This is a genomic window from Paracoccus sp. S4493 (assembly GCF_000967735.1).
Classification (GTDB): Bacteria; Pseudomonadota; Alphaproteobacteria; order Rhodobacterales; family Rhodobacteraceae; genus Paracoccus; species Paracoccus marcusii.
This window is the reverse complement of the sequence record NZ_JXYF01000068.1, coordinates 1-11892: the sequence shown is the minus strand read 5'-3', so window position 1 is coordinate 11892 and position 11892 is coordinate 1. Positions and strand designations below refer to the sequence as shown.

Sequence of the window (11892 nt, the reverse complement as noted above, 5' to 3'; positions counted from 1 at the left end):
CACCCCGCGGGCCGTGTCCGCGCGGCCCGCGATCGTGGTCGCGCCCGCCGCGGCGGTCGTCGTCGCGGCCGAACCGCAGGACGGCCCCCGCCTCGTCAAAGGCCGCGCGCATGTCCTGGCCGCCGGTATCCTCGCCCTTGACCTCAAAGCGGCCGTATTCGGCCTTGATCTCCTCGATCATTCCGAACTGGGCCATGACCTCGTTGCCGCGGACGGCCTGCGGCAGGATCGCGTCGATGATCGGCTGCGGCAGGGCGGTGTCGTCGGTCTCGATCTCGATCAGGCTGTTGTCGGGGGCGAACTTGACCTCGACCTCGGCGCCGTTCTCCTGCCAGCCCTTGACCTCCAGGTGGCGCGGGGTCTGCTTGATCTCCTCGAAGCGGGCGAACAGCGCCATCGCGGGCGTGCCGCGCACGGCACCGGGCAATGCGGCATCGATCAGCGGCGCGGGCAGGCTGCCGTCGTCTGCCTCGATCTTGATCAGGTTGCCGGCCATGTCGAACTCGGCCTCGATCTGGGTGCCGTCCGGCAGATAGCCCTCATATTCGCGCTGGCCGTCGCGCTTGGTCTCGAAGCTGATGCGGTCCAGGTCCAGCCCCTGCAGCATGGAGGGCAGCTCGACGCCGGGTGTCTGGGCGATGGCGGGAACGGTCCCGGCCATGACGGCGATCAGGGCGGCGGTGGATGCAAGATGCTTGCGGGTCATGTGACACTCCTTTGGGTCGATGTCGGCCGGCGGTTCCGGCCTTCTGCGAATCGTTTCTAGCCCAACGCACCCGAACGGATCGCCAACGCGCCGTTTGGTTTCCATTTCCCCCGGACAGGGCATAGTGGCCCCATGACACGTGCCCCGAATCCTCTGATCCTGGTCTTGGCCCTGATGGCGCCGCTGGCGGCACTGCCGCAGCCTGCGCCCCCGGCCGCCCCCCCGCCGGACCCCTGGGCCACCAGCTTTCAGCCGCAACCGTTCCACCGCATGGCCGAGGCGGTCACCGCGCGCTATGACGGCCGCCTGGTCGCGGCCGAGACGCGCCCGCCCCGCCCCGCCGAACGCGCCACGGGGGTCGAGCTGGTCTATGAGTTCCGCCTGCTGACCACGCAGCGCAACATCCTCAACATCCGCGTGGACGCCCGCACCGGGCGTTTTTTGGAAGTGGCCGGACGCGGCCAGCTGGAGGCGCGCCGCGCGCCCCGCACCCAAGACTGAAGGACCTGACATGCGCGCCCTGATCGTCGAGGACGACCCCCTGCTGGCCGACCAGCTGTCCCAGGCCATGATCCAGGCCGGCTTCGTGACCGACATCGCCCCAGACGGCACCCAGGGAGAGTTCCTGGGCGCCACCGAAAGCTATGACGTGGCCGTGCTGGACCTGGGCCTGCCCGGCCTGCCCGGGATCGAGGTCCTGACCCGCTGGCGCGACCAGGGCATCGCCATGCCGGTCCTGATCCTGACCGCGCGCGGCGACTGGACCGACAAGGTGGCGGGCTTTCGCGCGGGCGCCGACGATTACGCCGTCAAGCCCTTTCGCCTGGAGGAAGTCGTGCTGCGCGCCCAGACCCTGATCCGCCGTGCCGCGGGCCATGCGCGCCCGCAGATCGCGGCCGGGCGGCTGCAGCTGGACGGCCAGCTGTGCGTCATCACCCTGGACGGGATGGCGCTGCGGCTGACGGCGTTTGAACAACGCATCATGACCTATCTGATCACCCATCAGGACCGCGTCATCAGCCGGACCGAACTGTCCGAACACCTCTACGAGGCCGAGACGGACCGCGACTTCAAGTCGATCCAGGTCGTCATCGGCCGCCTGCGCAAGAAGGTCGGCGACGGGATCATCGAGACCCGCCGCGGCGAGGGCTATGTCCTGAGGTCGGCGTGACGCGGTCGATCCGCGGCCGGCTGCTGCTGCTGGCGGCAGTCTGGCTGACGGCGGCGCTGCTGGGAGCGTTCCTGCTGATCGCGCAGCTGCTGGAGGATTTCGTCACCGACCGGTTCGACGCCGAGACGCTGGCCATCGCCGACAGCCTGATCGGCCAGCTGGAGGTCGACGACGACCGGGTCGAACTGGACGACACGCCGCTGGACGTGCGCTTCACCCTGCCGCTGTCGGGTTGGTACTGGCAGGTCGTGGCGGGGGATGCGACGGTGGCGCGATCTCCGTCGCTGCTGGACGGGCAGCTGACCGGGCCCGCGGGCGATCTGACCGGCGCGATGGGCCGCGACGCCGATGCGGCGGGCCTGCGCGTCCTGCGCCGAGAGCTGACCATTCCCGACAGCGACGCCCTGATCGCGGTCACCGTGACCGCCCCCCTGGCCGAGATCGAGGGCAGCCTGGCGCAGATCGTGCGCCCGTTGGCGGTCGCGCTGGTGGTGCTGGGGCTGGGTCTGGCCGCCGCCAGCGTGATCCAGGTGACGCTTGGCCTGCGCAGTCTGGACCGCCTGCGCGCCGATCTGGCCCGCGTGCGCGCGGGCGACAGCGACAGACTGGCCCGCCCCGACGTGTCCGAACTGCGCCCCCTGGCGTCAGAGATCAACGCGGCGCTCGACCAGAACGCGGCCCTTCTGACCCGGTCGCGCCAGCATCTGGGGAACCTGGCCCATTCGCTGAAGACGCCGCTGGCGGCCCTGTCGAACGAGCTGCCGCCCGATCATCAGGGCCAGGCCCTGATCACGCGGATGGATCGCCTGATCGGCTGGCACCTGCGCCGCGCGCGTCAGGCCGGGCCGCGCCTGCTGGGGCAGCGGACCCCGGTCGCGCCGGTCGTCGACGACATCCTGCTGGTGCTGCGCTGGCCCCTGGCCGACCGCGGCATGACCGCCGATGTCGATTGCCCCCCGGACGCGGCCTTTCCCGGCGAACGCCAGGACCTGGAGGAGATGATCGGCAACCTGTCCGAGAATGCCGCCAAATGGGGGCGCACGCGCCTGCGGATCACCGTGCGCACCCCGCCGGACCGCCTGATCCTGCGGATCGAGGATGACGGTCCCGGCCTGTCGCCCGACCAGGCCCCCCTGGCCCTGATGCGCGGCGCGCGGCTGGACGAACTAGGCGCCCCCGGCGCGGGGCTGGGCCTGGCCATCGTGGCCGATCTGGCGGCGCTGCATGGCGGCGAATTGCGGCTGGAACGGTCCGATCTGGGCGGTCTGGCTGCCATCCTGGACCTGCCTGCCTGAAATTTCCGCAAAGCTTTGCGGCCCATATTTTACCATTTGATAAAAAAATGGACCTGTGTCAGCCTGATTTCACCAACAGGTGAGCCAGGAGACGAAAATGTCCCAAGCGAGATTAAGCCCCGGCGTGGTGCCGGGACGACTGACCCCCGACCAGCTGGCGGCGAACTTCGTCGATGTCGCCCCGCCGCTGGACCGCCACGAGGCGCATGTGGCCGCTGACCGGTGTTATTTCTGCCATGACGCGCCCTGCATCACGGCCTGTCCGACCAGCATCGATATCCCGCTGTTCATCCGCCAGATCGCGACCGACACGCCGGATGCGGCGGCGATGACGATCTTTCACGCCAACATCCTGGGCGGCATGTGCGCCCGTGTCTGTCCCACGGAACAGCTGTGCGAGGGTGCCTGCGTGCGCATGGAGGCCGAGGGCAAGCCGGTCGAGATCGGGGCGCTGCAGCGTTACGCGACAGACGGGCTGATGGCGCAAGGGTCGCACCCCTTCAAGCGCGCCGCCCCCACGGGCAAGCGCGTGGCCGTGGTCGGCGCGGGCCCCGCGGGTCTGGCCTGCGCGCACCGCCTGGCCGCCAAGGGCCATGACGTGGTGATCTTCGAGGCGCGGCCCAAGCCCGGCGGGCTGAACGAATACGGCATCGCCAGCTACAAGGCCGTGGACGGTTTCGCGCAGGCCGAGGTGGATTGGCTGATGGGCATCGGCGGGATCGAGCTGCGCCACGATCAGGCGATCGGCCGCGACATCACCATGGCCTCGCTGCAGTCCGAATACGATGCGGTGTTCCTGGGCATGGGCCTGGGCGGCGTGAACGCGCTGCGCGCAGACGGCGAGGACCGCACGCATGTGCTGGACGCCGTCAGCTTCATCCGCGACCTGCGCCAGGCCAGCGATCTGGGCACCCTGCCCGTCGGCCGCGACGTCGTGGTGATCGGCGGCGGCATGACCGCCGTGGATGCTGCCGTACAGGCCCGTCTGCTGGGCGCCGAGAACGTCAGCATCGTCTATCGCCGCGGTCAGGACCGCATGGGCGCCAGCCGCCACGAACAGGACCATGCGACCGCCAGCGGCGTGCGGATCATCTGCAACGCAGCCCCCGTCGCGGTCCATGGCAACGGCGCCGTGACCGAGGTCGAGTTCGCCTACACCCGCGCCGAGCCCGACGGGATGGTCCTGACCGAGGACCGCTTCCGGCTGAAGGCCGACCAGGTCTTCCGCGCCATCGGCCAGCGGCTGGAGGGCGCGCCCGAGGGGCTGGAGCTGGCGGGCGGCAAGATCCTGGTGACGGGGCCGGGCCGCACGACGCTGGACGGGGTCTGGGCCGGGGGCGATTGCGCATCCGGCGGCGACGACCTGACCGTGACCGCCGTGGCCGAAGGCCGCGACGCGGCAGAAGACATCGACGCCCGGCTGACCGGACGTCCCGTCGAAATCCCCGGGTGAGGACGCGAGATCATGGCAGACCTGCGCAGCAATTTCATCGGGATCAAGTCCCCGAACCCCTTCTGGCTGGCCTCGGCCCCGCCGACCGACAAGGAATACAACGTCCGCCGCGCCTTCCAGGCCGGTTGGGGCGGCGTGGTGTGGAAGACGCTCGGGTCCGAAGGCCCGCCCGTCGTCAACGTGAACGGCCCGCGATACGGCGTGATCCACGGTGCCGACCGCCGCGTCCTGGGCATCAACAACATCGAGCTGATCACCGACCGACCCCTTGAGGTAAACCTTCGCGAGATTAAGTCGGTCAAGCGCGACTATCCCGACCGGGCGCTGATCATCAGCCTGATGGTGCCCTGCGACGAGGACAGCTGGCGCGACATCCTGGCCAAGATCGAGGATACCGGCGCCGACGGGGTTGAGCTGAACTTCGGCTGCCCGCACGGCATGGCCGAGCGCGGCATGGGATCGGCCGTGGGCCAGGTGCCGGAATACATCGAGATGGTGACCCGGTGGGTCAAGCAGTATTCCCGCATGCCCTGCATCGTGAAGCTGACGCCCAACATCACCGATGTCACCAAGCCCGCCGAGGCCGCCAGGCGGGGTGGCGCCGATGCGGTCAGCCTGATCAACACGATCAACTCGATCACCTCGGTCGATCTGGACCTGTTCGCGCCCCAGCCCACCATCGACGGCAAGGGCAGCCACGGCGGCTATTGCGGCCCGGCGGTCAAGCCCATCGCGCTGAACATGGTGGCCGAGATCGCGCGCAACCCGGCGACCGCGGGCCTGCCCATCAGCGGCATCGGCGGTGTCACCACCTGGCGCGACGCGGCCGAGTTCATGGCGCTTGGCGCGGGCAATGTGCAGGTCTGCACGGCGGCGATGACCTATGGCTTCAAGGTGGTCCAGGAGATGATCACCGGCCTGCACGATTATCTGGACAGCCATGAGATGGGCCTGTCAGACCTGATCGGCCGCGCGGTTCCCAACGTGCGCGACTGGCAGCAGCTGAACCTGAACTATGTCACCAAGGCGGTGATCGACCAGGATGCCTGCATCAGCTGCGGCCGCTGCTATGCCGCCTGCGAGGATACCAGCCACCAGGCCATTGCCATGAAGCCGGGCCGCGTTTTCGAGGTGATCGAGGAGGAATGCGTCGCCTGCAACCTGTGTGTCGATGTCTGTCCGGTCGAGGACTGCATCACCATGCGAGAGCTGGAGATCGGCGAGATCGACAAGCGCACCGGCATTCCGCGCGGCGAATACGCGAACTGGACCAGCCATCCGAACAACCCGATGGCCCGCGCCGCCGAGTGATCCGATGCGGCTGGGGAGCCTTGCGCCCCCCGGGCCATCCGCAGGGTATTTGGTGAACGAAAAAGCCCCGCGGCGATGGCCGCGGGGCTTTGTCATGCGGGACGATCACAGACCGTAGATGCGGCCGAACTTCTGTTCCAGATAGTCCAGAAGCGGGTCGGGGCCGATGGGCTGGCCCGCGGCGGTCTCGATCACCTCGGTCGGGGTCATCAGGCCGCCGTGGCGCTGAACGTTCTCGCGCAGCCATTCGGTGGCGGGGGTCGCGTCGCCCTGGGCCAGGGACGCGTCAAGATCGGGCACAGCGCCGCGCAGGGCCTGGTTCAGGCAGCCTGCATAGACGTTGCCCAGGGCATAGGTCGGGAAATAGCCGAAAAGGCCCACCGACCAATGGACGTCCTGCAGCACGCCGTTCGCGGGACGATCGACCGCGACGCCGAAATCCTTGAGGAAGCGCGCGTTCCACGCCGCCTCCAGGTCCTGCGTATCCAGCCGCCCCGAGATCAGGTCTCGTTCAAGATCAAAGCGCAGCATGACGTGCAGGTTGTACTGCACCTCGTCCGATTCGGTGCGGATATAGCCCGGCGTGACGCGGTTGACCGTCGCGTAGAATGCGTCGGGATCGGTGATGTTCAGCCCGTCGAAGGCCTCGGACATGCGTTCGAACAGCCAGCCGGTGAAGGCGCGGCCGCGGCCCAGCTGGTTCTCATAGATGCGGCTCTGGCTTTCGTGGACGCCCATGGACACGCCGCGCCCCAGGGGGGTGAAGGCGTAATCGGGATCGATGCCCAGTTCATAGCTGGAATGGCCGACCTCGTGGATGGTGGAGTAGAGACAGTTGAACGGATCCGTCTCGACCACCCGCGTGGTGATGCGGCTGTCCTGCCAGCGCCCCGAGCTGAAGGGATGCACGGCCAGATCCATCCGCCCCCGCGTCCAGTCATAACCGAAGGCCGTGGCGCAGGCGCGGGCCAGGCGCAGCTGGGTTTCCTGCGGGAAATGGCCCTTCAGCGCCTGCGGCTGATCGGCACCCAGGACGTCGTCGCGCAGCGCGACCAGGCGCGGGCGCATCGCGTCGAACAGCGTCGCCAGACGCGCCCCGGTCATGCCGGGTTCGTAATCCTCCAGCAGCGCGTCATAAAGATCGCCGCCATCGGCCAGGCACGCAGCCTCCTCGCGCTTCAGCATCAGGACCTGATCCAGGGTCGGGAGGAAATCCGCGGGCGCGTCCTTGGCGCGGGCCTCGGCCCAGATGCCTTGGGCCAGCGAGGTCAGCCGCGCCAGCTCGGAGGCCAGCCGCGCGGGGATGCGGCTGCTGCGGGCGAAATCGCGCGCGATCAGTTGGACGGCGCGGCGGTCGGCGGGGCTTTGCGGATCGGCCGCGTCCAGCCATTCGCCGATGCGCGGATCGGTGCGGCGGTCATGCAGCACCTCCTCCATCGCGCCCATCTCCTCGGCGCGCTGTTCGGCGGCGCCGCGGGGCATCACGGTCTCTTGGTCCCAGCCCAACCGTTCGGCGACGGAGGACAGGGCTTCGGTCTGGCGCTGGAAGGCCAGCAGGTCGGTCAGCGCGGTCATCGGATCGCCCCCCGGATCGAGGTTTCAAAGGGATAGCGCGCATGGTGGCGCGCCCGCAGGATCATCGCGAACAGCACGACGGCGCCGAACTGGTGCGTCAGGGCCAGGTGAAGGGGCGACGCGTGGATCACGTTCAGGATGCCCAGCCCGATCTGGGCGGCCATCGCCACGATCATGACGCTGAAGGCGCCCCGTGTCACCGGATGGGGCGAGCGGCGCGCCCGCAGCCACACGACGACGGCGAAGATCGCCAGCAGATAGCCGGTCATGCGGTGGATGAACTGCACCAGGGCCGGGTTCTCGAAGAAGTTCCGCCAGCCCAGGGTGCCGTCCCAGATCGCCGCCGGGATCCATTCGCCCCCCATGGTGGGCCAGCCGGTATAGGTGCGGCCCGCGTCGATGCCCGCGACCAGCGCGCCCAGCAGGATCTGCACGAAGGTCAGGTGCATCAGCCCCGTGGACATGCGGAACAGCTTGGCCTCTCCGGCGCGGCGCGCGCGCATCAGCTCGGCCTCGGACCGCGACAATTGCAGGACGTACCAGGTGATCAGGCCCAGGATTAGGAACGCGATGCCCAGATGCGTGGCCAGGCGATAGGACGCGACACGCAGCATCCCCTCGTTCAGGCCCGAGCTGACCATCCACCAGCCGATCGCGCCCTGCAGGCCGCCAAGCGCCCCCAGGGACAGCAGGCGGGGCGTCCAGCCCGTGGGAATGCGCGACGTGGCCCAGAAGAAGACGAAGCCAAGTGCCCAGACCAGACCGACCACGCGGCCCAGCAGGCGGTGCCCCCATTCCCACCAGTAGATGTACTGGAATTCCGACAGCGACATGCCGCGGTTCAGCTCCTGGTACTGCGGGATCTGGCGGTAGAGGTCGAATTCGCTCTGCCAGTCGGCGGCGTTCATGGGCGGGATGGCCCCGGTCACGGGTTTCCATTCGGTGATCGACAGGCCCGACCCGGTCAGGCGCGTGGCGCCGCCCACGACGATCATCGCCAGGACCAGCACGAACAGCACGGCAAGCCAGGCGCGGATCGCGCGCCGCGCGCCGCGGGGGCGGGCATCGATCATGCCGGTGGTCTGGACGGGTCGGGCTGCGGTCGGGTCCGAGACTTCCTGGAAGACAGGTCGCTTGGCCATCGCAAGGCTCCTTTCGGGCGGAGGTTAGGGGCGGGTCAGCGCCGGGTCAACTGACGCAGGACGCCGTGCAGGATCCGCACGTCGCCCTTGGTCAGGGTCAGGCGCGACCACATGTTGCGCATGTTCAGACGCATCGACGCGGCTTTGGTTTCCGGGAAGAAGAATCCGGCCTGGGTCAGCTGGTCGTCGTAATGGTCGCCCAACCGCTCGATCTCGATGCGGTCGGCGGGGGCTTCGGCCTCGGACCGACGCAGATGGGGCGCGGGTTCGGGCGGCAGGATGTCGCGGCCGAATTCGTATCCCATCAGCAGGACGGCCTGGGCCAGGTTCAGCGACGGGAAATCGGGGTTCACCGGCACCGTCACGATGGCGTTGGCCCGCGCGATGTCGTCATTCTCCAGCCCCGTGCGTTCGGGGCCGAAGATGATCGCGGAGCGGCCATCATGGGCGCGGGCCTGGGCCATCGCGGTGGCGGGCGTGAAGACGGGCTTGGTCAGTTCGCGCCCGCGCGCGGTGGTGGCATAGGCATAGTCGATGCCCTCCATCGCCAGGGCGAGCGTGGGATAGACGCGGGCCGTGTCCAGCACGCGGCCCGCCGCCCCCGAGGCCATGGCGACGGCCTTGGGGTTGGGCCAGCTGTCGCGCGGATCGACGATGCGCATGTCGGTCAGGCCGAAATTCAGCATGGCGCGGGCGGCCGCGCCGATGTTCTCGCCCATCTGCGGGCGCACGAGGATGATGACGGGTTGGCGTTCGATCTGCATGGTCCGGCAGATAGTCCGTCTGGCGGCGGCGGGCAAGCTGCGCTATCTGCGACACAAAGGAGATCGCCATGACCGACGCCCCTCAACTGTACCTGATGACCCCTGCCGGCGCCCAGGCATCCAGCCTGGCGCCGATGCTGGCCGAGGTGATGGACCGCGTGGCCCCCGCCTGCCTGCGCATCCGCGGCGGCGCCGAGGAGGACGAGCTGGGCCGCCTGGCCGACATGGCACGCGAGATCGCCCATGCCCGCGACGTGGCCGTGGTGATCGACGATCACGTCAAGCTGGCGCTGCGCCACGGGCTGGACGGGGTGCACCTGAACGACGGGGCCAAGGCCGTGCGCTATGCCCGAAAGGAGCTGGGCGACGACGCGATCGTCGGCGCGTTCTGCGGCACGTCGCGCCACGAGGGCATGAACGCGGCCGAGGCGGGTGCGGATTACGTCGCCTTTGGTCCGGTCAGCGACAGCGCGCTCTATCGTGGCGATCCGGTCGAGCTGGAGCTGTTCCAGTGGTGGTCCGAGATGATCGAGGTGCCGGTCGTGGCCGAAGGCGCCATCACACGAGAGCTGATCACCCAGCTGACGCCGATCACCGACTTCATCGCCCTGGGCCCCGAGATCTGGACCCAGGAAGACCCGGCCGCGACACTGGCCCTGCTGTGGGGCTAAAGGACCAGGGGCGTCCGGTCGCCTGACGCGAACCGCCGCAGCACCGCCGGGTATAGGCGGTGTTCCTGCACCAGCACACGCGCGGCCAGGGTCGCGGCGTCATCGCCGGGCAGGATCGGCACGCGCGCCTGCCCCAGGGCCGGCCCAGCGTCCAGTTCCGGCGTGACCAGGTGCACGGTGCAGCCGGCCTCGGCGTCACCGGCGGCGATGGCGCGGGCATGGGTGTCGAGACCGGGGTATTTGGGCAAAAGAGAAGGATGGATGTTCAGCATCCGCCCCTGAAACCGCTGCACGAATTCGGGCGTCAGGATGCGCATGAAGCCGGCCAGGCAGATGATGTCTGGCCGGGCCGCCAGCAGCGGCTGAAGCAGCGCCTGTTCGAACCCCGCCCGGTCGCGCGGAAAGTCCCGGTGATCGACGGACGCGGTCGGCACGCCCAGTTCGGCGGCACGGGCCAGTCCGCCCGCCTGCGGATCGTTCGACGCGACCAGTACGGGGCGCGCCGGGTGATCGCCGGTCATGTCCTGCAGCAGGCGGATCATGTTCGACCCGCCCCCCGAGATCAGGATCGCGACCCGTTTCACGCAAGCGTGCCGGAATAGCGTACGCCCGCGCCCGCCGTGACGGTGCCAAGGCGATGCACCGTCTCTCCCTGCTGGGACAGCAGGTCGGTTAGCGCATCGGCGCGGTCGGCGGCCACGACCAGGATCATGCCGATGCCGCTGTTGAAGGTCTTGAGCATTTCGGACGTCTCAATCCCTCCGGCCTGGGCCAGCCAGGCGAAGACGGGGGGCAGCGGCCAGCTGCCCAGGTCGATGTCCGCGCCCAAGTCATTGGGCAGGACGCGGGGCAGGTTCTCGGTCAGGCCGCCGCCGGTGATATGGGCCAGCGCATGCACGCCGCCCGCGCGGATCGCGGCCAGGGCGGGCTTGACGTAGAGCCGCGTGGGCGTCAGCAGCGCCTCTCCCAGGGTGGTGTCGGCGAAGGGGGCGGCGTCGGACCACGCCAGACCCGCGCGTTCCGCGACCTTGCGGACCAGCGAGTAGCCGTTGGAATGCACGCCGTCCGAGGCCAGGCCCAGCAGCACGTCCCCCTGCCCCACGCCCGCGGGAAGCGCCGCGCCGCGGTTCATCGCGCCCACCGCAAAGCCCGCAAGGTCGAAATCGCCGTCGTGATACATGCCGGGCATCTCGGCGGTCTCTCCGCCGATCAGGGCGCAACCGGAGGCCTTGCAGCCGCGGGCGATCCCCTCGACCACGCGGGCAGCTTCGTCGACGGACAGCTTGCCGGTGGCGAAATAGTCCAGGAAGAACAGCGGCTCGGCACCCTGGCAGACGAGGTCGTTCACGCACATCGCGACCAGGTCCTGACCCAGACCATCCAGATGTCCGGTGTCGATGCCGATGCGCAGCTTGGTGCCCACGCCATCGGTGGCGGCGACCAGGATCGGGTCGTCATAGCCCGCAGCCTTGAGGTCGAACAGCGCGCCGAACCCGCCAAGCGCATCCATGACGCCCGGCCGCTGCGTGGCGGCGGCGGCGGGCTTGATCCGTTCGACCAGAGCGTTCCCCGCGTCGATGTCGACGCCTGCGTCGCGATAGCTGATCCCGTTCTGTGTCATGTCGGCCCCCGGCTGATGTCGGCCCCCCGATAGCGGAACCGCACCCATTGGGCAACGCCCAAGCTTGACCTGACCGCCATGCGGCACTAGGCAATGCGTGCTGCGGGGGCCTGTAGCTCAATTGGTTAGAGCAGGGCGCTCATAACGCCTTGGTTGCGGGTTCAAGTCCTGCCGGGCCTACCA

The 11892-nt window shown here is 69.0% G+C and carries 11 protein-coding genes, 1 tRNA gene and 1 pseudogene; 7 read left to right on the top strand and 6 right to left on the bottom strand.

Annotated features, from left to right (window positions below):
* A pseudogene (locus TW83_RS11495) lies at positions 1 to 706 on the bottom strand (hypothetical protein); the annotation flags it as partial.
* Positions 707 to 838: 132 nt separating this feature from the next.
* Here TW83_RS11495 and TW83_RS19390 point away from each other — a divergent pair.
* The 5 genes from TW83_RS19390 to preA all read left to right on the top strand — a co-directional run bounded on the left by TW83_RS19390 (position 839) and on the right by preA (position 5936).
* Positions 839 to 1207 (top strand): PepSY domain-containing protein, encoded by a 369-nt coding sequence (locus TW83_RS19390; RefSeq protein ID WP_052714847.1) that lies wholly within the window; start codon positions 839 to 841, stop codon positions 1205 to 1207.
* A gap of 10 nt (positions 1208 to 1217) precedes the next feature.
* On the top strand, positions 1218 to 1877 hold the full coding sequence (locus tag TW83_RS11485; RefSeq protein ID WP_045982915.1) for a response regulator transcription factor: 660 nt from the start codon (positions 1218 to 1220) through the stop codon (positions 1875 to 1877).
* Positions 1874 to 3172, top strand: a complete 1299-nt coding sequence (locus TW83_RS11480) for a sensor histidine kinase (RefSeq protein ID WP_045982914.1) — start codon at positions 1874 to 1876, stop codon at positions 3170 to 3172. The genes TW83_RS11485 and TW83_RS11480 overlap by 4 nt, the downstream gene beginning before the upstream one ends.
* 97 nt (positions 3173 to 3269) lie before the next feature.
* A complete protein-coding gene (locus tag TW83_RS11475; RefSeq protein ID WP_045982913.1) occupies positions 3270 to 4625 on the top strand; it encodes an NAD(P)-dependent oxidoreductase in 1356 nt (451 codons plus the stop codon).
* Between the two features lie 12 nt (positions 4626 to 4637).
* Positions 4638 to 5936: an NAD-dependent dihydropyrimidine dehydrogenase subunit PreA gene (gene preA, locus TW83_RS11470; protein WP_045982912.1), complete on the top strand. Its 1299-nt coding sequence runs from the start codon at positions 4638 to 4640 to the stop codon at positions 5934 to 5936.
* Between the two features lie 105 nt (positions 5937 to 6041).
* Here preA and TW83_RS11465 read toward each other — a convergent pair whose 3' ends face one another.
* The 3 genes from TW83_RS11465 to TW83_RS11455 are packed head-to-tail and all read right to left on the bottom strand — an operon-like array spanning position 6042 to position 9417.
* The gene (locus TW83_RS11465) at positions 6042 to 7511 is read right to left on the bottom strand and encodes a carboxypeptidase M32 (RefSeq protein WP_045982911.1); all 1470 of its coding nucleotides are present in this window, start codon (positions 7509 to 7511) and stop codon (positions 6042 to 6044) included.
* A complete protein-coding gene (gene ctaA / locus TW83_RS11460) occupies positions 7508 to 8653 on the bottom strand; it encodes a heme A synthase (RefSeq protein WP_045982910.1) in 1146 nt (381 codons plus the stop codon). The genes TW83_RS11465 and ctaA overlap by 4 nt, the downstream gene beginning before the upstream one ends.
* Before the next feature lie 35 nt (positions 8654 to 8688).
* On the bottom strand, positions 8689 to 9417 hold the full coding sequence (locus TW83_RS11455) for an RNA methyltransferase (protein ID WP_045982909.1): 729 nt from the start codon (positions 9415 to 9417) through the stop codon (positions 8689 to 8691).
* A gap of 68 nt (positions 9418 to 9485) precedes the next feature.
* On the opposite strand from TW83_RS11455, the gene TW83_RS11450 reads away from it, so the two are divergent.
* A complete protein-coding gene (locus tag TW83_RS11450) occupies positions 9486 to 10088 on the top strand; it encodes a thiamine phosphate synthase (protein ID WP_127898765.1) in 603 nt (200 codons plus the stop codon).
* Here TW83_RS11450 and purN read toward each other — a convergent pair.
* Together purN and purM are read right to left on the bottom strand one after the other, a co-directional pair.
* Positions 10085 to 10672 carry a phosphoribosylglycinamide formyltransferase gene (gene purN, locus TW83_RS11445; protein WP_045982907.1) on the bottom strand — a complete coding sequence of 196 codons (588 nt, stop codon included), beginning with the start codon at positions 10670 to 10672 and terminating at the stop codon, positions 10085 to 10087. The two genes, TW83_RS11450 and purN, sit on opposite strands and share 4 nt — an antisense overlap.
* Positions 10669 to 11709: a phosphoribosylformylglycinamidine cyclo-ligase gene (purM, locus tag TW83_RS11440; RefSeq protein ID WP_045982906.1), complete on the bottom strand. Its 1041-nt coding sequence runs from the start codon at positions 11707 to 11709 to the stop codon at positions 10669 to 10671. The genes purN and purM overlap by 4 nt, the downstream gene beginning before the upstream one ends.
* A gap of 106 nt (positions 11710 to 11815) precedes the next feature.
* Between purM and TW83_RS11435 the strand changes: the two genes are divergently transcribed.
* Positions 11816 to 11892 (top strand) — tRNA-Ile (locus tag TW83_RS11435).

Excerpts from the sequence above, each read along its gene's own strand:
- TW83_RS11475 (WP_045982913.1), top strand. The coding sequence starts at position 3,270 with ATGTCCCAAGCGAGATTAAGCCCCGGCGTGGTGCCGGGACGACTGACC.
- TW83_RS11450 (WP_127898765.1), top strand. The coding sequence starts at position 9,486 with ATGACCGACGCCCCTCAACTGTACCTGATGACCCCTGCCGGCGCCCAG.
- ctaA (WP_045982910.1), bottom strand. The coding sequence starts at position 8,653 with ATGGCCAAGCGACCTGTCTTCCAGGAAGTCTCGGACCCGACCGCAGCC.
- TW83_RS19390 (WP_052714847.1), top strand. The coding sequence starts at position 839 with ATGACACGTGCCCCGAATCCTCTGATCCTGGTCTTGGCCCTGATGGCG.
- preA (WP_045982912.1), top strand. The coding sequence starts at position 4,638 with ATGGCAGACCTGCGCAGCAATTTCATCGGGATCAAGTCCCCGAACCCC.
- TW83_RS11485 (WP_045982915.1), top strand. The coding sequence starts at position 1,218 with ATGCGCGCCCTGATCGTCGAGGACGACCCCCTGCTGGCCGACCAGCTG.
- purM (WP_045982906.1), bottom strand. The coding sequence starts at position 11,709 with ATGACACAGAACGGGATCAGCTATCGCGACGCAGGCGTCGACATCGAC.
- TW83_RS11465 (WP_045982911.1), bottom strand. The coding sequence starts at position 7,511 with ATGACCGCGCTGACCGACCTGCTGGCCTTCCAGCGCCAGACCGAAGCC.
- TW83_RS11455 (WP_045982909.1), bottom strand. The coding sequence starts at position 9,417 with ATGCAGATCGAACGCCAACCCGTCATCATCCTCGTGCGCCCGCAGATG.